Source organism: Taibaiella lutea, assembly GCF_008629695.1.
Classification (GTDB): domain Bacteria; phylum Bacteroidota; class Bacteroidia; order Chitinophagales; family Chitinophagaceae; genus Taibaiella; species Taibaiella lutea.
The window spans coordinates 912,166-933,035 of the sequence record NZ_VWSH01000002.1 but is presented as its reverse complement, the minus strand read 5'-3'; the positions used below and the strand labels follow the sequence as shown (position 1 = coordinate 933,035).

22 protein-coding genes and 1 tRNA gene are annotated in these 20,870 nt (G+C 38.0%); 4 read left to right on the top strand and 19 right to left on the bottom strand.

The features are described 5' to 3' along the window. The first annotated feature begins 98 nt into the window (after window positions 1-98). Window positions 99-380 (top strand): hypothetical protein, encoded by a 282-nt coding sequence (locus F0919_RS11145; RefSeq protein WP_150032817.1) that lies wholly within the window; start codon window positions 99-101, stop codon window positions 378-380. A gap of 42 nt (window positions 381-422) precedes the next feature. Here F0919_RS11145 and mobA read toward each other — a convergent pair whose 3' ends face one another. The 3 genes from mobA to F0919_RS11130 are packed head-to-tail and all read right to left on the bottom strand — an operon-like array spanning window position 423 to window position 2,519. Beyond that, the gene (mobA, locus tag F0919_RS11140) at window positions 423-1,010 is read right to left on the bottom strand and encodes a molybdenum cofactor guanylyltransferase (RefSeq protein WP_150032816.1); all 588 of its coding nucleotides are present in this window, start codon (window positions 1,008-1,010) and stop codon (window positions 423-425) included. After that, window positions 1,007-1,498 (bottom strand): nucleoside-triphosphatase, encoded by a 492-nt coding sequence (locus F0919_RS11135; RefSeq protein WP_150032815.1) that lies wholly within the window; start codon window positions 1,496-1,498, stop codon window positions 1,007-1,009. Before F0919_RS11135 ends, mobA begins: the two co-directional genes overlap by 4 nt. Next, complete coding sequence (locus F0919_RS11130) at window positions 1,491-2,519, bottom strand: hypothetical protein (protein ID WP_150032814.1); 1,029 nt, start codon at window positions 2,517-2,519, stop codon at window positions 1,491-1,493. Before F0919_RS11130 ends, F0919_RS11135 begins: the two co-directional genes overlap by 8 nt. A 216-nt stretch (window positions 2,520-2,735) precedes the next feature. On the opposite strand from F0919_RS11130, the gene F0919_RS11125 reads away from it, so the two are divergent. After that, complete coding sequence (locus F0919_RS11125; RefSeq protein ID WP_150032813.1) at window positions 2,736-3,179, top strand: hypothetical protein; 444 nt, start codon at window positions 2,736-2,738, stop codon at window positions 3,177-3,179. Between the two features lie 368 nt (window positions 3,180-3,547). Beyond that, on the top strand, window positions 3,548-5,068 hold the full coding sequence (locus tag F0919_RS11120) for a DEAD/DEAH box helicase (protein WP_150032812.1): 1,521 nt from the start codon (window positions 3,548-3,550) through the stop codon (window positions 5,066-5,068). 198 nt (window positions 5,069-5,266) lie between these two features. Here F0919_RS11120 and F0919_RS11115 read toward each other — a convergent pair whose 3' ends face one another. From F0919_RS11115 to F0919_RS11075, 9 genes are all read right to left on the bottom strand, one after another. Then, entirely contained in the window at window positions 5,267-6,127 is an 861-nt protein-coding gene (locus F0919_RS11115) for an NAD-dependent epimerase/dehydratase family protein (RefSeq protein ID WP_150032811.1), read from the bottom strand. A gap of 84 nt (window positions 6,128-6,211) precedes the next feature. Then, a complete protein-coding gene (locus F0919_RS11110) occupies window positions 6,212-7,075 on the bottom strand; it encodes a helix-turn-helix domain-containing protein (protein WP_150032810.1) in 864 nt (287 codons plus the stop codon). Between the two features lie 68 nt (window positions 7,076-7,143). Continuing rightward, window positions 7,144-7,548 (bottom strand): VOC family protein, encoded by a 405-nt coding sequence (locus F0919_RS11105; RefSeq protein ID WP_150032809.1) that lies wholly within the window; start codon window positions 7,546-7,548, stop codon window positions 7,144-7,146. Window positions 7,549-7,595: 47 nt separating this feature from the next. Next, window positions 7,596-8,327, bottom strand: a complete 732-nt coding sequence (locus F0919_RS11100; protein WP_150032808.1) for a helix-turn-helix transcriptional regulator — start codon at window positions 8,325-8,327, stop codon at window positions 7,596-7,598. A 303-nt stretch (window positions 8,328-8,630) separates the two neighbouring features. After that, entirely contained in the window at window positions 8,631-9,125 is a 495-nt protein-coding gene (locus F0919_RS11095; RefSeq protein WP_150032807.1) for a hypothetical protein, read from the bottom strand. 45 nt (window positions 9,126-9,170) lie between these two features. Beyond that, on the bottom strand, window positions 9,171-9,587 hold the full coding sequence (locus F0919_RS11090) for an OsmC family peroxiredoxin (RefSeq protein ID WP_150032806.1): 417 nt from the start codon (window positions 9,585-9,587) through the stop codon (window positions 9,171-9,173). An 85-nt stretch (window positions 9,588-9,672) separates the two neighbouring features. Then, entirely contained in the window at window positions 9,673-10,527 is an 855-nt protein-coding gene (locus F0919_RS11085) for a helix-turn-helix domain-containing protein (protein WP_150032805.1), read from the bottom strand. Between the two features lie 125 nt (window positions 10,528-10,652). After that, window positions 10,653-10,967 (bottom strand): nuclear transport factor 2 family protein, encoded by a 315-nt coding sequence (locus tag F0919_RS11080; RefSeq protein WP_150032804.1) that lies wholly within the window; start codon window positions 10,965-10,967, stop codon window positions 10,653-10,655. 22 nt (window positions 10,968-10,989) lie between these two features. Then, window positions 10,990-11,784, bottom strand: a complete 795-nt coding sequence (locus tag F0919_RS11075) for an SDR family oxidoreductase (protein ID WP_150032803.1) — start codon at window positions 11,782-11,784, stop codon at window positions 10,990-10,992. 125 nt (window positions 11,785-11,909) lie between these two features. Here F0919_RS11075 and F0919_RS11070 point away from each other — a divergent pair, with 125 nt between their 5' ends. Then, the gene (locus F0919_RS11070) at window positions 11,910-12,278 is read left to right on the top strand and encodes a winged helix-turn-helix transcriptional regulator (RefSeq protein ID WP_150032802.1); all 369 of its coding nucleotides are present in this window, start codon (window positions 11,910-11,912) and stop codon (window positions 12,276-12,278) included. Window positions 12,279-12,777: 499 nt separating this feature from the next. On the opposite strand, the gene F0919_RS11065 is transcribed toward F0919_RS11070, so the two are convergent. The 7 genes from F0919_RS11065 to F0919_RS11035 form a co-directional block, all read right to left on the bottom strand. After that, on the bottom strand, window positions 12,778-13,272 hold the full coding sequence (locus F0919_RS11065; RefSeq protein ID WP_150032801.1) for a hypothetical protein: 495 nt from the start codon (window positions 13,270-13,272) through the stop codon (window positions 12,778-12,780). Between the two features lie 390 nt (window positions 13,273-13,662). After that, a complete protein-coding gene (locus tag F0919_RS11060) occupies window positions 13,663-15,228 on the bottom strand; it encodes an HAD-IB family phosphatase (protein WP_150032800.1) in 1,566 nt (521 codons plus the stop codon). Between the two features lie 486 nt (window positions 15,229-15,714). Further along, a complete protein-coding gene (locus tag F0919_RS11055; protein ID WP_150032799.1) occupies window positions 15,715-17,373 on the bottom strand; it encodes a DNA translocase FtsK in 1,659 nt (552 codons plus the stop codon). Between the two features lie 391 nt (window positions 17,374-17,764). After that, window positions 17,765-18,484 carry a toll/interleukin-1 receptor domain-containing protein gene (locus F0919_RS11050; RefSeq protein WP_150032798.1) on the bottom strand — a complete coding sequence of 240 codons (720 nt, stop codon included), beginning with the start codon at window positions 18,482-18,484 and terminating at the stop codon, window positions 17,765-17,767. 109 nt (window positions 18,485-18,593) lie between these two features. Further along, entirely contained in the window at window positions 18,594-19,469 is an 876-nt protein-coding gene (locus tag F0919_RS11045; RefSeq protein WP_150032797.1) for a hypothetical protein, read from the bottom strand. A 606-nt stretch (window positions 19,470-20,075) separates the two neighbouring features. Beyond that, window positions 20,076-20,663 carry a hypothetical protein gene (locus tag F0919_RS11040; RefSeq protein WP_150032796.1) on the bottom strand — a complete coding sequence of 196 codons (588 nt, stop codon included), beginning with the start codon at window positions 20,661-20,663 and terminating at the stop codon, window positions 20,076-20,078. Window positions 20,664-20,780: 117 nt separating this feature from the next. Then, window positions 20,781-20,864: transfer RNA gene (locus F0919_RS11035), tRNA-Leu, on the bottom strand. Window positions 20,865-20,870 lie beyond the last annotated feature (6 nt).

Here is a 20,870-nt window from a genome sequence, read left to right as displayed (position 1 = left end):
ATTTTAAGTGATTTACGAAGAATTGCTGCAAAATTTCTGTTCAATTCAGGCTCCAAATACTGTTTACATCTTTCCGCATGTACCTCAAAACTTTCCGCATGTACCTCAAAACTTTCCGTATGCACCTCAGAACTTTCCGCATGCACCTCAGAACTTTCCGCATGCATCTTAAAACTTTCCGCATGTACCTCAAAACTTTCCGCATGCATTTCGGAACTTTCCGCATGCATCTTAAAACTTTCCGCATGCATTTCGGAACTTTCCGCACACACCTCAAAACTTTACGCATGCACCACAAAACTTTCCGCATGTACATCAGAACTTCCCGCATGCATCTTAATACTTTCCGTATGGTGTCCGGGTATTCAAACAATGGCTAAATCGTTTCCAGCTGTTTCAGGGCTTATATAAATAAAGCAGCATTATTTTCTGATAATTGCCATGACTTCTTCAAAATCCACCTGATTGTCAACACTTCTGAATGCATCTTTATTCATCGGAATATACCTTTCTGCAGCTGACCGGAACAATAGTTTTTGCAGCGAGTTATTTCCCTGCAAAAAATAATCTTTCAATTCCTGCCCGAAACCGGAAGGATAATAGGCCAATAAAGGTTCATACAGATTTTCGGCTTTATTAAAAAAGGCGCTGGCTTTTGTGGTTTGGTTGATGGATTGCACAAAAAGAGAAAGCTCCTCGGCGGTAAGCAAAGGATAATCGCAGCCAATAAAAAGGAAGTTTTTGTCCGGTAAGGCGTCATATGCAGACAGTAAACCCGTCATGGGACCAAGGTTGTCAAACGTAGCATTATCTCTTATAATCTTATATTCATGCACCTCTTCCTGATTATTATTCAGCGAAATATAAACATCTGTACAAAAGGGTTGCAGCAATTTAGCTATGTGATATCGTTGCGGTTCATCATAATACCGGAGCATGCTTTTGTCTGTTCCCATGCGGGAACTTTTTCCGCCGCAAACCACAATTCCCGTCATTGCTGTCTGGTTCATAGGAGTAAATCATTATTTAAAATCACACATCCTTGCAAATCATATTTTTCAATTGCTTTTGCCAACAAAGTATCTCTCACAACTAATAGCAAATTGCCGTTCATTGCTCCTGACTGAAAACATTTTATGATTCTCAGCACTTCCGGCTCAAAGCCTTCACCTTGCTCTATTTCCAATTTACCGGCTTCGTCAATAATAAACCATTCCAAATCCGGCAACGCATTTGCAATGATGTCCTTCCCGATATTAAATGTTGCGATGGCAAACCGGAACCTGCCGATGCTCACCACCGGTCCGGCATAAGTTTCCGCTACCTGGAAGGGGTGCATTTTTTGTTTACTTATATCAAATAACATACGCATTCCCTCAACATCAGGTGTCAGGAAGCCACCGATGTTCTTTTTATATTTAAGCCATTGCATCAACCGGGAGGTCTTGCCGCTTCTTATGTTTTGGGAAAAAATATAAATGGATTGATTTTTATTCATAAATGGTAACAATTAGCAGCGCTCTTACAAAATAACGCATTTGCTTCCATTTGCCGCCTTGCGATTGCGCCATTTGCCAGCAAGGTCTTACATAATTCCTTAGGGTTGGCATTGCTTCGATAATATCAACCGCTTCCTTTTTCAGGGATGGATTGCGCGATTGCAGCCATTTTTTTATAGCCCATTCCAAAACCGGCCTTAAAACATAATATAATAAAAGGACGGCTGCGATGCTCCTTATAGCTATTGATAATAATTTTGAGGAATTATACCAGTCGTTCCACCAAAAGACAAACAATACAAAAGCCAGCGTTATTACAAACCAAAGTATAATTCTCTTTCTTTTCTTTGATTTGAATGCTTCCTTTTCTTGTGTTTGAGTATTGTAATTTAATTGGAAATCATTTAAAATCTGTGATGCATTTTGCTGAAAATACTTTGGCAGACCGGCAGCAAAACGGGCAATAACAAAGGCCCAGATAATATAGATAAACAGATAAATTGCAATAATCCAATAACTGTAATGAATGGTTTCAGGTAATGAAAACTCCTCAAACAGTCCGGACAGCATTTTGTCGAGTGCTATCCATATTGAATTGCCGTAAACCAAAGTAAGCATGATCAATTTCTGACATGCGGATTCGAGCATAGCCAAAACAGCTAATATATAAATTACCCATTTCCTGTAAGAAAAAAGCCCGAAGAGCGCAGCGCCTAAAAAGCCCTGAAATGCAACTGCAAGATAAGCGGGCGGCGGAGCATGAGGACTAACAGTTGCTTTCACAATCAGTACGATTATGGTTGCTTTTACCAACTGACTGAATTTGTTTTCCGAATAAAAGGCTATCAACGTTATTATGACTACGGCAAAGCCGCCGACAAAAATACCCGTCAAGGGAATGTGTAAAGCAAACATCAATCCACCCAAACCTGATTCACTCAATGCCCAAAGCGTTATCAGTTTAGTTATAGTTTTGTTATTATTTTTGTAATATTCAGCGGAAGTGTGGTTTGCCTTCAAAATGCGATAAATTACTTAAAACAGGTAAAAATAGTGGTTTAATTGCTATAATATGCACCAATTTTAAAGATATTCCGCTAAAAATGAAGGTTTAAAAAATTCAGATTACCCCTATTTTGAATAATTTAAGAATAAACTTTTCCTTTATTTCGGTGTTCTAAAAATAATTGGTATTATTTTTGCTATACAAGATACAAAACAAAAAACTACAAGTTTATGAAAAAAAGCCTTTTTATTTTAGCTGCTGCTTCAGCTGTGGCATTTGCAGCATGTAATGGTGGTAACAATGAAGGTTCTTACACCAAAGAGCAGGCAGACTCAATGGCGCAGGCCAAGATTGATTCAGCAAATGCTGCAATGAAGTTTTCGAATGATTCAGCTATTCAGGCGCAGTCAAATGCCGCTGCAAGAAGTGCAGATTCCATCAGAGTAATTGATTCGGTTATCGCCGCTACAAAAGCAGCCTCTTCTAAAACAACTGTTATCAGACGTTCAACAGGTGGTGGTAAAACAACAACAACGACTACAACTAAAGTTGAAGAAACTACAGTTGCTCCTCCTCAGACAGTTGGAAACGGAAAACCTAAAATGGGTGCCGGTACCAAAGTTGCAGGAGAAGAAAAGAAAGAAACAGTTGGAAACGGAAAACCTAAATATTAATTCAAATATTTAATAAGTAACAACTTATAACGCAATACCCTCAAAAAGTGTCTTACTTTTTGAGGGTATTGTATTTTGACGGTGGCCGTAGTATTAAAAGCATTGCGGGCTATGCTCCAGACTTTGAGAAGTAGATTCTTAAGTGCAGATTTAGTGTAAAATCCTGAGACGTAGACTCATAATCATGTGTGGGCTTTTAAAAATGTAAACTGGTAATGAATTCCAGGATGACCGGCTTCCGAATATCCGGCAAATGATACTTCCGCTTTGAATAACGTGTACGGCTCCAAAAGTAATTATACAGAAATTATCATTTCACAATAAACCTTCTATTGGTTTTCGAGTTATCATCCTTTGAAAGGAAATGTATGACCAATAGTAATGCCAATAAAGACACATCGCTTTACGACTATCAAAAAAAAGACATTGAACGTCTTTTCCAACAATTACGTCAGGCCAGCCCACCGGTAAGAATACTCTATCAGCTGCCAACAGGCGGCGGTAAAACAGTCATATTTTCCGAGATAAGCCGCCGCTTTATGGAAAACAGCAGCAAGAAGGTATTGATACTTACACACCGGAAAGAATTGTGCAGGCAAACTGCTTCCACTTTGAAAAAATCGGGCATCAAAAGCAAGGTGATAGACAGCAGCATGAAGCAAAACCTCATGAAAGAAAATTATCCCTGTTATGTTGCAATGGTCGAAACATTAAAGAACAGGATAAAAGACAAGCTATTCAATACAGATGACATTGGACTGCTCATTGTAGATGAAGCACACCACAATTCGTTCCGTAAGCTGATAAGCAAATTTCCCGATGTTTCTCTTGTAGGTGTTACTGCTACACCTTTGAGCTCTGATATAAACCTTCCGCTTAAAGCTTCCTACGATCAATTGGTTATTGGTGAAAGCATTGCCTCCCTTATATCAAACGGCTTTCTGGCGAAACCGAAACTATGGCAATATGATGTGGAATTAAACACACTTCAGACCGGCATAAACGGAGATTTTACAGTCCGCACCTCAGATGACCTTTACGCTTCCGACGCCATGCTGAAACTATTGCTCCATGCCTATGAATCACATGCAAAGAGAAAAAAGACTTTGATATTCAACAACGGAATATTCACTTCGCGAAAAGTGCTGCAGCTATTTGAAGACGCAGGTTATCCCGTGAAGCACCTTGACAATAAGACTTCAGGTATCGAAAGGGCCGAAATCCTGAAATGGTTCAGAAAAACAAAAGGCGCCATCCTTACTTCCATATCTATTCTTACTACGGGCTTCGACGAACCATCCGTGCAATGCGTCATTCTGAACAGGGCTACCACTTCACTGACGTTGTACCATCAGATGATAGGTCGCGGAGCAAGAGTCCTTTTTAATAAGAAAGCGTTTTCTGTCATCGATCTGGGCAATAACACAGAAAGATTCGGCAACTGGGATGCCCCACTCGACTGGAGCTATATTTTTGAAAATCCCCAAGCATATTATGATAGCATAGGCGCAACTGCCAACGGTGAAAGCCACCATATACCTTCAGATTTCAGGTCATTGTTTCCCAAAAGTCTTGAGCTGGCCTTCGATGTGCAAAAGGCATATCAGGATGCTGTCGTGCAAAACCAGAAACCAAAAATTGTCATGAGGGACTCCATCAGGCAACATGCCAGGATGTGTGCAGAGAATTCCGATTCTGTGATTGCTGCTATCCAACTGGCTGAACAGCTGGACAAGGAAATAAACTGGAGGGTTAAGCAATATACTATATGCCAGGGCAATGTAACAAAGAACTACAGGGAATGGCTTCAGGATGACTATAAATCAAAATTAAAGATCCTTATTGCGAAGATCATGCAGCGAAACATACAGTTTCAGGATGCGGTTTAACTGAAGAATCAAGATGCTTATACTGTCAGGAAATGTGAGTCGGAGATTTCGAGGTCTGAAATTCTTAGGGTATTTTGATTTTATCAATTTCGAAATTCCGGCTAAAAATCAGTTTTTTAATAAACAGGATTGAAAAGGCTCCGGTCCTTTTCAATCCTGTTTTCAAGGGAAAGATTATTACTTCTCAATAAAGCCGCATTATAGTATATCCAGATCGCGTGCCACATAGTAGCTGGGTACCAACGGGCGGAATCCGGTCAGCTTTCTGAGTTTGGAGATGTCCTGAACACCTTCAAAGGGATCAGCCAACGCTGCTTCTTCTTTATCAAAAGTTTCAGCTGCCTTACCTACAGAATCTGCCATTTCATACAGTGTAATCGGAGCGTCATCCGCAACATTGAATATTTCCCCGTTTAGGCCATGGGTGTTTAGCAATAGCAACAATGCCTGTGCAACATCCAGGTGGTGTACCATATGCATCCTTGATCCTGAATGACGTTTTAACTGTTTCAACAGGGGAATGATTTCTGCAATGTGAGGGTCTTTATCTCCATATACAAACGCCAGGCGCAGTATGCGTACATCAAAACCTTTGTTTTGGTACAACGACAGTAATTCCTGCTCGGCGGCAATCTTACTTGATGAATAAGGCCTCGGATCATTGATAGCTACTTTATCATCTTCCTTTGCAGGATGACGATATCCTGAACCGTAAACATTGCTGGTACTGACAAAAACGAATCGTTTCACGTCTGCTGCCAGCGCCGCTTCTGCCAGTGCGATGGTACCCTCCCTATTGGTTTTGACGATGCCATCGTTATCGGTAAAAGTCCTGAAAAGAGCCGCAAGGTGTATTACCGTATCCATGCCTGCTACAGCCGGCGGCAAGGTGCCCGGATCATATAAATCGCCTGTAATTATTTTTGCACCGAGTCCGGCCAGTTCCGATGCTTTGGCTGCATCTCTTACCAGAATCGAGACATCGTATCCCTTAGCTAATAAACGTGGAACAAACCTGCTGCCCACTTTCCCTGTTGCACCTGTTACTAAAATCTTCATAAGTTTTTAAATTATTTTGATATAGCAAAGTTGCAACTAAAATGATGCGCCGGAGATTCACAATCAAACCAATAGTTATGATTTTCAAACCTTCCGGAACGAGTTTGGTGTAGTGCCTGCAATCCGTTTAAAATAGTTATTGAAATAAGCCGGATATTCAAAACCCAGAGCGTACGCAATGTCGGCTATGCTCCAGTCGGTATGTTGTAAAAGTGCTTTCGCTTCGGCAATAATCCGTGCTGCTATGTGTACAGAAGTAGGCTTACCTGTTACCTGCTTTACTGCACGGTTCAGATAGTTCACGTGAACAGAAAGGTCAGTGGCAAAATCCTGTGCCGTCCGTAGCTTAAGTGGCTCTGTACTACGTTCAATGGGAAATTGCCTTTCAAGCTGGTCAACAAATAAATGGTAAATCCTGGTGGCTCCATTTCTTACAGGCAAAGCATTTTGTGATGGCTGTATCCTTAGTGCTTCATGAATAATAAGTTCAATGCAATTTCTTATCAGGCCTGCCTTGTAAGGATAATCACCCGAATATATTGAAACCATTCTTTGGTAGATACCCGTCATAAATGCAGCTTGCTCCTCATTTAACACAACTACAGGATTATCTCCGATACTGAAAAGCGGGGAGTCCTGCAATTCTCTGTTATTGATAAAACTCTCTGTAAAAATGCAGGCGTATCCGCTTGTCCTGTTAACGCGGCGGACAATAGAATGCGGTACTTTCGGGTTGACAAAAAAGAGCACTGTTCCTTTTATTTCGAGTAGCTGCCCCCCATAATCGATGGTCATATCACCATTAACCAATCCCATTTTATAAAAATCACGCCTTCCTGCCCTGACGGGAACAGCTGCTGTTGCAGATAGCTTATGAACCTTGAAGCCTGTTAACCGAAGGTCTTCCAGATTTAAGCCGGGAATATCAGAAGTTTCTTGAAAAGCCATGCGCCAAAGTTAACAAAATCAAACATCAGCCTGACAGCCTTTGAGATTTAACGGATATAGTTTATTCTTTAAGCGAATTTCTTCTTTGCCTCCTCAGTTACGGGCGTGAAAAAGTTAATCAAATTCCCATCCGGGTCCCGAAATAGTAACGAACGATTTCCCCAGGGCATTGTTGTCGGTTGCTGAACAATGTCACTTGTTAACCCTTTAATCATTTCGTAATTGTCATCTACATTCTGAACCAAAAACTCTATAATAACACTTTTGTTACTCGCAGGTGCTGCAACCCTATCTCCGAAGAATGCCAATGTTCGTGTGCTTCCGATTGCTAAAGTAAAAGACCCGGTTATAATCTCTGCAAAGTCATCTGTTGCCCATTTGGCTGTTGTTCCTGTTGCATTTTCAAAAAACTGAACCAATCTTTTTATGTCGGCGGTGATAATTCTTAGGGATACTAAATTTGCTTTACTCATTCTTGTTTTGCTTTTAAGGTTAATAATAGCGCAAAAGTAGAATGGCGTTATGACAAGGGTATGTCAGGTATAACAAAGTTTTTTTCTTTGGCCTCCAAAAAATCTTTTAGTGTCAGTTTGTGTGGTTCAAACGAAATTTCAAGTGGCTCCATTTCTAAAATGCTGTCCAGCCGAAACATACGGTAATCATTTCTTAACCGGCAAAAAGCAATAATCAACCAGTTCTCCTGTAGATTATAGTAGAAGGCAAATGGCTCTATATTACGTATAGTTGTATCATTATTTTGGGCAGACTGATAGGTAATTCTCAAAACCTTAAAGTCCGTCAGGGCACTTTGTATGGTGGTCAATGAATTGGTTATGTTTTTAACCCGGATTACGGGGCTAACGGCAATTCTTTCGGAAAGTAATTCGGCCTTGCTTTTTGTTGAATAGGATAAAACGGCCTTTACTTTATTAACCGCTTCCGCATATTCTTTTATAAGAGAACTATCGCTGTTTTTTCGCACCAATTGTTCTATTGTTATTAAAGCATTTGCTTCGCTTTCGGTAAACATTACAGGCGGAATCCGGTATCCTTCCATTAGCCTGTATCCTTTTCTTTCTTCAGCAATTATCGGCACACCCGCTTGTTCCAATGCTTTGATATCTCTGTAAATTGTCCGGACACTAACATCAAACCTCTTGGCAAGCGTCAGTGATGTAACAATTTTCGTTGTTTGCAGCATTGTCAGTATAGCTGTAAGCCGGGAAAGTCTTTTAATGTCGTTACCGTCCATTTTTATTTCATTTCATATAAATCTGATAATCCCGTTGTCTTTGCATTACGATTACGTTCCGGTGATATGGCGGGATATTTGTACAAAGGTTTTATCGTCGCGTTAGTGCCAAATTTATAACAAATTTGAATTTGAATTTAACCCGCTTGTTACCGGTTGCATTTTCTTCAGGCATAACGAGCTGCCGCGGTCCAACAAAAAAGTAAAACCGGAAAGCGCTCTCTGACCCTTTCCGGTTTACATAAAATTTATGCTTTTAAGATCAACGCTTATCACGCTATCTTCAACAGCAATATGTCCGGGCTACTTTGCAACAGCTGCGTTAACTCTTTTTTGCCTTCTGTATTGATAAACAGAACCGGCGATAAACAGTATCAGGAAGACTAAAAGTGTTTTAGCAATTAGTGGGTCGCCGGGTCCTTTTGCCAACGGGTGACCAAGAGGGACGCGTGTAAGGGTTTCATTAATGGTAGGCACCCAGGATAAGAAGAAACTAAAAGACAAACAGAAGTTCTCGATAAAGCGGGCCCTGTTATACCCTTGACGTTTAGCATAGAGAAAGTAGGCGACAGCTACCAAAATCACAATGAATATAGCGAAAACATGCCCTGCATTGAAACCACCATGTTTGGATATACCGAGCGATGTCAATGAGGTGGCGGCTGTCAGATAAAAATATATTTTACCTGTACTGTGTGCCAGATTTATTTTACCAAAACGCAGGTAAGAAATGACTGCTGCTATAATGGCGATGACGCCAATGAGGGTATGAAATATTCCTAAATTAGATAGTCCCATTTTGAATGTTTTAATAAGTGATTGGCTTGCCTTACATGCGTTCCGTTAAGACAATAATTGGGCTTCTGAACTAACGGGGATGTTCAACACTTTAGAGATCAAACAATTTTGCTCCGCACCTTTAGTAATTGCCTCAAACTCATCTGCACTGATGCCGGCAACAGTTCCGGTAATGGAAAGATGCACAGATGCGATGCCAAAATTTTCCATAGTTACGGTTGCTACTGTATCCAATGATGATGGGTTTAATCCCTTTTCCGTCAGTGCCAGGCTAACAGCCATGGTAAAGCAACCGGCATGCGCTGCTGCTAATAATTCTTCAGGATTGGTACCTGTTTCTTCCCCGGTAAACCTTGTTTTAAAACTGTAGTTTGTCTGATCTAAAATTTTGCTTTGTGTTGTTAAGGTTCCTTTGCCTTCTTTAATGGTACCTGACCAATGTGCATTTGCTGTACGTTTCATTTTTGCTGTTTTTAAATTTGATTGTCGTTATTGACAATGCAAAGGTGCAGCAGGTAATGAAAGATGGATTTGCGGATTAGTTCAATTATTTGGCAATTTGGTTCAACCGGTAATTTGTGGGCGTAGTATGATATTTTTCACCAAAACTTTTGGTGAAATTGGCGAGGTCATTAAAGCCGCAATCAAAGGCTATGTCGGTTATACGTTCATCGGAAGCGAGCAGCAACCCGGCTGCTTTTTCGAGCTTTTTTGTTTTAATATAGTTGGCAGGGGTATCGTTATACAATTTTGCAAACTCCCGTTTAAAGGAGGATAAGCTCAGGTTGGTATGCTGTGCCAGTTCTTCGATGCTTAGCTGTGAAAATAAATGGGCTTCAATGATCTGCCTGAAAGTATAAACCGTTGGCGAAAAGAGTTGCGATAATATCACCTGTATTGTGGCTGCGTTTTGTGTTTGCGAAAGCAACAGTATGACTTCCTTTAATTTCAGGATGAGTATATCCTCATTTACCAGTGTGGGGTTTTCAAAATAGAACAATAAACCTTCAATGTATTTTTGGATCAGGAAGTCGTTGTTTATCTTTTCACCTGATCTATTTGAAACGTTATTTGCAGGCGACTGCAACAGAAGCGGGAGCTCCCGGTCATATATTTTTTTCAGGATGTCCGGATGAAAAGTAACAATTACAACTTCACAGGTATCTTTTGATTTTGTATCGTATATCTGTTGCCCCGAATGGATACAATTGAGCAACAGCGCATAGTTTGTAGCAATGTCTACCTGTGCATCGTTTACATGGAATTCAAACCCACCCTGCCGTACAAACAGGCAACAAGCTTGTTCCGCAACGGGAAAATCATATCTGAAAGGCGGCTTTAAGACGATCCTTTGCAACAATGATTTTCCAAACAAGTCAATCTTTTTATAGTCTTGTATCATTTCTTTTTAATTGAGCGGTTGCAGCATTGGTGGGGTTAAAAGTACAAAACTTCAATAAACACAAAAGCCGAAGTTTACACTTCGGCCCTGCTTTTATCAACATTTTCTTAATGGCGCTATATTGGTTATACGATTTTCAGCGATTGAATCAAGCCGCCTTCGAATTCATAATGATAGGTCATTGTAATCGGGCTACCGGGAAACGTTCCTGAAACCTCCGTTTTCAATGTATGTTCGGTTTCTGAATATGCTATAGGTTTCATTACCGCCTGATATTCTTTATTGGCCTTGTCTATCCAGGTTTTTATAGCTGTTCTCCCAGTGTGCGTTTTTCCTTCGTCAAATACTACGGCTGTTTCTGTAAAACAATCTGCATATGCTGTGCTGTCAAAATTGTTTTGAGCGTTTACTAATTCGGTAACTACTTTTGGTAAGTTCATTGTCTTTAAATTTTTAAGGTTATTAAATGGTCGGGATTGTTCCGCCGTCGATTACAAATTCTGTTCCTGTTAAATAGCCTGCTCTCGGTGAAACCAGGAAACCCACTAATTCTGCAACTTCTTCGGGCTCTGCCGGTCTTCCGAAGGGTATTCCACCCAAGGCATCTATAACGCTTTGTTGGGCTTCCTCCATAGAACTATTTGAACTCAGGGCGATGCGCTCCAAAAAATATTTGACATTTTCGGTCTTAATCCAACCCGGGGAAACGGTCAGTACCCGAACCCCTTTAGATGTCACTTCTTTCGATAACCCTTTGCTGTAATTGATCAGGCCGGCCTTAGCTGCCGCATATGGAAGCGTTGCGTCATATAGGGGAAGCCGTCCCTGAATGGAAGCAATGTGAATGATTACCCCGCTTTTCTGCTCCAGCATTTGTGGTAAAAATCCCCTGTCTAATCTCACCGGCGCCAACAGATTTGTTTGCAGTGTTTTCTCCCAGTCTTCATCTGTTAGCACCGCAAAACCTCCGCCCGGGGTTTCCGACGCTCCCAGGTTGTTTATCAGTATATCGAGCCTGCCAAACTTTGCCAATACTTCTTCCACTACTTTTTGTGTTCCGGCTGCTGTACTTAAATCTGCCGGAATGAAATGCAGCTCTTCATTGGCTGTATCCGGTGCATTTCTTGCCGTAATGATAACGGTTGCACCTGCTTTTGAAAGTCGCTCGGCTATTGCTTTTCCTGCGCCTTTCGTACCGCCTGTTACCAAGGCAATCTTGCCTGATAATTCATTGTTGAAATTAAATTCCTGTTTCATTTATTAAATTATTTCAGGCAAAATTGCAGCTTATGTACGCTTCCCACAAGTACGGAATAACGATTCAGATAGGGATAAATTTATCCCCTATTGTACAATCTGGAACATAGGTGTAATTTCGCTTTATGTATGAAAGAAAGATTTTGCCCAACCTGAATTGTGGTTTGGATTTGATTGGCGAAGTGCTGTATGGCAAATGGAAAATCCGTTTGTTATGGTTTATCAACGAAGGACATAAACGTCAGAGCGAATTGCAACGTAAAATTCCTGATGCAACAAGGCGGGTGTTGAATATTCAGCTGAAAGAAATGGAAGACCACGAATTGATTACACGGAAAATTTATCCGGTTGTGCCGCCAAAAGTAGAATATGATCTTACTGAATTTGGCAAGACCTTAATTCCCGTAATTGCCACGTTGGGTAATTGGGGTGATAAAAATGAGGAACGTTTACGGACTGTTATTTTAAAACGTCTGAAATCCGAAAGCGAGTAATTTGATTTTGGAAGCAGATAGAAGTTGTTTAAACTTTAAAATTATCACCACATAGGAACATAGAAATGGATGATATGAAACTGCCGCTAACCAAGTTTATTTGCATTTTAACGATTATTTAGCTAATTCTTCCCTTGACTATACCTGAATGATAACAGGAGCAGTCTTTATGATAGCCCGACTATACCTCCATGATAGCTCGACCATACCTCAATGATAGCAGGAGCTATCATCTATGACAGCCCGACTATACCTCTATGATAGCTCGACATAACTCAATGATAGCAGGAGCAGTCATGTATGATAGCCCGACTATACCTTAATGATAGCTCGACATAACTCAATGATAGCAGGAGCAGTCATGTATGATAGCCCGACTATACCTCCATGATAGCCCGGGCATACTAAAGGCAAGCTCCGGCATAAATGCCTGCAATTACATAAAAAAGGCTGCAATTATAAATTGCAGCCATCATATAATGTGTTTATTTTTAAGATATTATACAGAAGGTGTCGGCGTATCTGTAGTATCGGTGTCATTCTTTTCGTTTCTGCCATAGCGCTTGTTCCATTCATCCACTTCCTTCATGGCACTGTCCAGTGCGGCCGAGTTGTTACGTTGTTCCTGAAGCGTTCTTTTGAACCTGTCTGCTACTACCATAATATCTGCACTGTTGCCCCATTGTGTATCTGTAATGTATTCCATCAGCGCCTTGATTGCCTGTCTCATTGTTTCCAGGCTGCTGTCATATTCCAGTAATTCCACCAGTTGGGAAGCGTTATCTTTTTTGCCGAGACTATCATCGTGCTGAACGGCTATTTTTGATACAAGCCTTACCAGACCTTCCCGTCCTTCTGCCATGGTCCTTATTCCTTCCTTGGCTTCGTCTTCTACAATAACCGCGTCAGGCTCCAAAGCTTTATTGAAATCATTGACATAGGTTGTGATTTTTTCCATTAACTCGGGTTCGAACTTTTTAATAATGTACGACATTTTGTTTTTTTTGTTTTTAGTTATTAATATAATTATTTTAATAACTATTGCAAAAACCATGCCAAACTATTGCTTATGTAGGTATTTATTTTTTATTTTATTGTAAATTATTGAATTTCAAAAATGTATGTTATAAAGAGATAAAAAACTATTAATGAATAATTCGCGGAAAATAACCTAATTACATTAGGTTTGTAACAATCTTAATATAATTTTGATATTGCTCTTATTGAAACTGCAAAGAATGATCTCCCCGTAAATACCAAACTCTGTGAATATTTTCCTGTAAGTCTTTCAGAATTCTTCAAAGGAATCTAATTATATCTCATAGAGTATATTCTATACCCAAATAATAGTCTTAACTTCTGCAGCATTTAACAGCTGTTATTATTACATTGTCACAAATCTTAGAATTTCGTTTAAGTTTTTAAGATTTCGAATACTATATGTCCATTGAAAAGGATGGTCGGGATTAGTCATGGTTGGATTAATGCAAAGCGTTATCGCTCCAGATTGATGAGCCCATTCATCATTTAGTGAATTACCTACAAATAAAATTTCATAAGGATGGATATCTAAATCACGTGAAATCTGACTTATATAATCTGCCTTACCTTCAAAATCGTATCGCGTTCCTATAATCGAATGAAGTTTGTCATTTCTATCAAATAAAAATTTATTAGATTTAATTTCTTCAAAATTTCTCCCGCTCTCCCTTAGCGCTCTTTTTACTATATAATCAATTGAACCAGAACATATGTATAGGCTAATATTATTTTCAGAAAGTTCTTTAATAACAGATTCTATACCGTTTACCAAGTGTAAATCATCTGCAATTTTATTTAAGTGCTGTTTTGATAATCCTTTACTTTTGAACTTACTTTCTGTCAATTCGCACCATTCTTTGTGGGTAATTTCCGAAATACTATATTTTCTGTGAAGTTCTGCACAATCATTAATGTCATAACCAAGTTCAATCCATATTTTCTCCCATGTAGTATGATTGTCAATAGGTTGTGTTAAAGTTCCATCAAAATCGAAAATAACTGCTTTAGTCTTGAATAAGTTACCTGAATTTTCAAATGATTTTCTTCTTTGCTGAGTGCCTTTATTCTTAAAATAGTATAAGAGGTATTGAGATAAAAAATCATCCGGTAAACCAGCTTTCAAATTTCCAACGCTACATTGAAGTACGTTGGCAACTCTTTGCAATTCATCAAGGGTCATACTTTCGAAATCATGAATTTCTATATGATTTTTTTTAACTCCTGCATCCTCAACTTTTTGGATTTTCGTTTCGGAAACTTCGGACTTTGCTGCAAGTTGTGCTTGAGAAAGTCCTTTATTTCGTCTGAAATAGAAAAATTTAAAAGAATTTACAGGAATAAATTCACTTTTTCGTTGTTCAAATTTCTTGACATTTTCAAAATATTTAAAAAAAAGCCCGGCCCATTGTTTTTTCAATGTGTCCTGAATGTCGTCAAAATCATTATATCGAAACATATATCTAAATGCCTTATCTTCAAAAATTGTGTCAATGAACTTAGCCAAATGTATATTTTCTATATACGAAAATTTATAGTTTTCTCCCATATCTGATTTTGTATAGTTATTATATTCATCGTAAGAACTTTGATGAATAAATACAAAAATGGGGATACCAACTTTTTTCGCAACATTGTACTCCAACTGAGTTACAGAATTAATCAGACCATCTGAAATAGTTGAAGTAGAGAATGTCCCATATTTTTCTTTGATAATTAGAATCATGAATGAAACATCTTTTATTTCGTCGTAACATGATTCCTCTAATTTTTTTGTTAAATCATATGGAATGTCATTTTTTTCAAATGTTACTGGCATAAAACCATATTCTGTTACAAACTTTGATATTTGTAATCTGATGTCTTTTAAATCTGAATAAGTTGAACTTATAAATACTCTTGGTTTTGCCATGTTGAAGGGATATTTAGTGGTACTACTAACATATCAAATATACGCAAATTTTCAAGTGTAATAATTATGAATAGAAAATAATATTATCAAAATCGATGTTATCAGGTACACATTTTGAGCAGCCCTCCCCAGATGCGTTACGCAGCTCACAATCAGTGCAATGCTTTTCAAATTCGCTAAATAAACGCTGTCGTTTCCAGAATACTTTAATGTATTGTGGAAACGACAGCTGCTATCTTTTTTTGAAAAACTTTATGGATAAGACTTTAAGCGATGACTTAAAAGAATTTACAGAGGATCATTCAATAAAAAGAATGTACCAAAAAGTCTTGTTTTTTATTTTTATATATTTTGTTCGATTCCAGAAAGATTGAATGCCTACCAATAGCTACAATATACTGAATGATATTGAGGCATTGTTTGAGTTAATGGAGATCATCAATCGGCACAGTATGAAAAAAATGTAATTCTTAGCTTAACCTAAAGCTAAAACAGTTCCTCAAGGTGTCTTGCTAATTCATACTCTGTCGTAATCAGAACATCCCTTGGCTTGCTTCCCGATGCGGATCCAACTATTCCTGCAGCTTCAAGTTGAAGCATTATCCTGTCAGCCCTATTGTAACCCAAATTAAATTTACGTTGAAGCATAGATGTGGAACCACTTTGAGAATTTACCACCATCTTTGCACAATCCTCAAACATTTTATCACGTTTTGACAAATCGACTGCCTCCTTTTCAATCCCATAATCTTCATATCCAGGCAATTCAAAGGCTGAACTATAGCCATCTTGTTTTCCTATAAACTCAACAACTCTTTCAATTTCATTTACAGTAGTATAGGAACATTGTATCTTGATATTTTGATTGTGGCTTTGATATATAGCTTCTCCAATCCGTCCGATTTTTGATGCCAAATCATTATCGAGCAAAATATTTGAGTCTGATTTTGCAGGTACTCTAAACCCGATGCGGGTTGTAAAGTTCTCCTTGATCGCATTTGTTATTATCCTGTCTGAGGCGCGCTGTGTAGAAATGATTAAATGAATTCCCACCGATCTTGATTTTTGCGCCAGTTTTATCAAAAGGTTTTCTCCATCCTTCCCAAATTGGGTTATTTCTGCAAGTTCATCAATTATAAGCACTAATGTCGGTAGGAACTTAAATGGAAATTCTTTGGTGGGGATTAATTCTTTTGACAAAAACTTTTTATTATAATCACTATGATTTCTTACCTGAGCCAAGCTAAGCAATTCATACCTGTTTTCCATTTCTTCACATAAACCATATAATGATTCCAAGGCACCATCTTTGTTTACTATGATTGCCCCTTTATTGCTCGGATTACTTGCCAGAAAATGTTTTTCGAGTCTTTTATAAACAGAAAAACTGATTCTGTTGGTGCTTATGAGAATAAGTTTGACCTGAGATGGATGTTTTTTGTATAATAACGATAGTATGATCGAATCTAATAATGACGATTTCCCTTGACCTGTTGATCCTGCGATCAATAGGTGATTTATAGATGCCAGATCTATAACCAACGGCTCATTATATAATGTCCTGCCAAGAGCCAATGGCAACTGCATGGTACTTTCAACAAATGAAGGATGCGAAATAGATTCCCTTATTCCGACTATGTGATTAACATTATTTGAAACTTCAAGGGCAATCGTTCCATTTTCTGGACGTGAATAGATTGATATGCGGGATTTATAAAGGAGGCTTGCAATATCATCACTTAACTTGACAACTTGTTCAACCCGTTTCCCAATGCCACTTATTGTTATTTCAAATGTGGTAACTGTGGGACCTACTGTGGCGATAATGCTTGATATTTCAATGCCAAAACCACGAAGGCCTATTATGATAGTGTTCTTCTGTTCTTCCAACTTGTCCCTGTTTATTACCAAAGGATTTAATTCTTCCAATAAATCAAGAGTCGGGGATTGGTAATTTTCCAACAAGAAATCATCGTTGAATGCTTCTATATCTGTTTCTAACTCTTCTTGAATCTGTTCAACTTCGAGAGAAAACTCTTCTTGAGACGCCTCCCTGATTGTTTCAACATAAACATTAGGCTGAGGTGGGTTAACTTTTTCGTTCAGGTTTGCAATTTGTTTCTTGATCCAGTTAGATAGACTCATATGATAGGGGCCTTTATAAGGGCCTAAAGTTACTTTATAACGCTTAAAAATAGAAACGAAATAAGCAATGGAATCGGTTACTTATTAGGTCAAATGACCTACTTTAATTAGAACCTATTGAACAGAGCAGTATTTTTGAGAATCTATTCGTGATAAATCCGAACCTGGTGTTCTTGAAATCACTTATAAAGATTAGTGATAAACTAAGAGATAAAACGGTATCAATCGCAGAAGATAAGATTGAAAAGTCTGATGAAGTTTTGCAAAAAAAATGAATAGAATCAAACAGGGGCGCCATTCAAGCGCCCCTGTTTGATTCTATTCAAATTATTCCAGTATTGTAACTGGAGAAGTAATTATTATACTCCGCTTAACCATTATTTTCACATCTTTAATTTAATATACTCTCTGGGGTTACCAATTCCGCTAATTTTTCTGCAATCTCTGTCATAGATTCTTCTCCTGTGCTTAAACCACTTCTTGACCCAAGTAAAGGGCTGACTTCACGTAAATCGTCATAGGTTGTATTGTGAACGATAGGGACAAGTAAATCACGAGCAAGAAGAGCAGAAAGTTCCTTATCGGCAATTCCTTCTCCTTTAATACGTTTAAGAAATGAAGGTGTAACTAATACGATACCTACGCGAGACTTAGCCAATCCTTTATCGATTTCACGTAGTAATGATGAACCTAACAATACATCTTTTTCGCTAAACCAAACAGATACACCTTTTGACTCTAATAAATCGTGTAATTCTTTTGCTGCATCTTTACGGTCATCCCAAGCATGACAAAGAAAAACATCACGTAAGTCTGGTAAATTAAAACGTTTTTCAACATTTTCACGTAATGGTGTAAGAGTTCGTATTTCTGCAGGAGTGTATAATACAGTTGAACCAGTTGAAGACCAACGAGCTTTTACATTTCTTGATTTACCACTACTGCTATTACTACTACTTGAACTGCCTCCAGAAGATGAGGATGACGGGTAAGAAGAATATGACGAATAAGAACTATAACCACGATTATAAGAACGACTACTACACGCAGGGCAATTTGCTGCGGCACTTGCTGAACGATGACCATAAACTGGTGCTGTACATCTTGACATATGTTTTATTGTATTTATTTTTAAGAGTTAAATTATTAATTGGTATTCTAAATTAAAGTATAACCATATTAGAGAAATTCTCCCTCTTGTAATGATAGAAATATTTGTATTAGAGATTACGCGACAATTTGTTTTGTATGATATGCCTAACCTTATCATGCCATGCCCCTTGATGTTTAATACGTACGTATTGGTCAGATGGCCTATTGAGAACCTCTGTTCTACTAAATTGGCTTAGTGTAGTCCAATCTTCAAATAAAATATACAGGGCATTTCCGTAAGTCATATTTTCGAATGCAACTAAGTTCTCATCGAATTTTGCTCCGAAATATCTACGCATACCACTGGAGCCGAGAATTAAATCAGTTGGATTCAGACTTGTGATGAAATCATACCGTGCCGTTATTGTTGCAATAACTTCTGGCGTAACACTCCTTAATCCACCGATTATGCGATTTAAATCTGAATCGCGAGTGCCTGGCGGAAAAATTTCCCAATCGACCACTAATGAACTTAGAAAATCTGAGGCGCTTGCATCTGATGAGAATACATCGGCTCCAAATACATTTTCTTGAAGTAAATTTAATAAGAAAAGTAACCTGTATTCAAATAGTGCATCGTTAACATCTAATAAGTCATCTACAAAGAATCGCACGTTATATCCTTCTGTATCTGCATCATTTACAGGGCCGAGATATTGTGCTTTAATTGAAAGTTCCTGTGGTGGAAATTCTGTGGTTGGATAAACCATTCTTTGGCTATATTGAGAAAAAGAACCTTTCGACCAATCACCAAAAATAGGTTTCTCTCCCATGTAAATGCTTTTAAGCACTTTAGGTCTATCTTTGTGAGTGATTTTATATCCATCAAGATTCTTTTTAGAATATCTTCCACGCCTACGTTCCGGTATAACTTCATCATTAAATGATAAAATATCATTTAATGATGAAGTTGAACCCAATGTATTTGTTGTTTTGAATATCATCTGTAGTAATTTTTTTTACTACACTTATTATAACCTCATTTGAATCTAATAGGTCAAGTTTTAATTTTATAAAAGAAGGGATTTTGTTGTAATTTTTCTTCATATTAATCTATAATTCGTCGCTTTCTCTTGTGCTTGTCCTTTCGTGTAATAGAGAAAATATTTCCGAGACTTAAACTTTTTTAATAAACACTTGTTTTATTCAGCAATGGGTATTACCTTTGCAGCCCGATTATAAAGTTGTTATTTAAGAGGTGAGTAGCCTCCGAAGGTGGTAGTCCAATCCATCTGTTCTTCTTTTATGCCTACATGGCATTCCTTCCTCAAATTCTTTTAAGAATAAACCAGAACAAATTAAATGCCAATGTTAATTTTCAGTCAAATTGACTGAATCTCATCTGCTTAATTGATTATTTACTTATGAAAATTATACTTATGACAAATAAGCATGTGTTAACTGCGTTGTTTACTGTCAAATAATCATTGTAGTTATTCTTATTTCTAACACATTAACATTCAAATAATTTGAACGCTAATCAATATCTGCCCAGAGATGGCGGAATTGTACGACGCAATTTATTCCGAAGGAAATAATTAGAAATCTAATCAGTAGATAAAATCAAGTATCAAGGCATTTATCATAGCCTTGTATTCATCTTTAAATCCGCCTCTGTGTTTATTGAAGACCTCTTCGAAATGTTTACTTTTTATGTCTTTAATAACCAAATTAGGATTGTCATGTAGAATATGTTTTACGCAATCAGGGAAAACTTCTATTAATTTTTCATACAAATCGAATGCACACAGGTAATTACTTTTATCACTGGGCTTGAGATTATTTCCATAATTTGTACCAGCAAATCGATGACGAGTATATTCGTATGCAAACCAAGTCGCTAACCCTTCTTCTAAAACGTTTGTTCCAGCATATGCTTTGGGAGGACGTATACAATGAATAATTTCATGAGAAATCTGCAAAACAGCATCACCAACTCTATCCCCTATGCAAATATCTTTACTTAAATAGATTGTTACAATACCCTGTTCATTGTAATTAGTGTAGGGCACACATTCTTTACCTACAATTATTGGGGTATAGGTTAGACATTTGTAATTCACATTGCAGAAATTGAGCCGCGTTTCTAAATAGATTACTATATCTGGAACTTCATCAATGTAAAACTGAATGGACATAAATTGAAAATTAAGATTTATGATAACATGCCCGAAAAAGATTGAAAGATAGTGCAAGACCCAAAATGACACATACAAAAAAAGGAGCTACAAAATGTAACTCCTTGATAATCAGTGTGCCCAGAACAGGAATCGAACCTGCACATCCTTGCGAATACAAGATTTTGAGTCTAGCGCGTCTACCAATTCCGCCATCTGGGCCTCAAT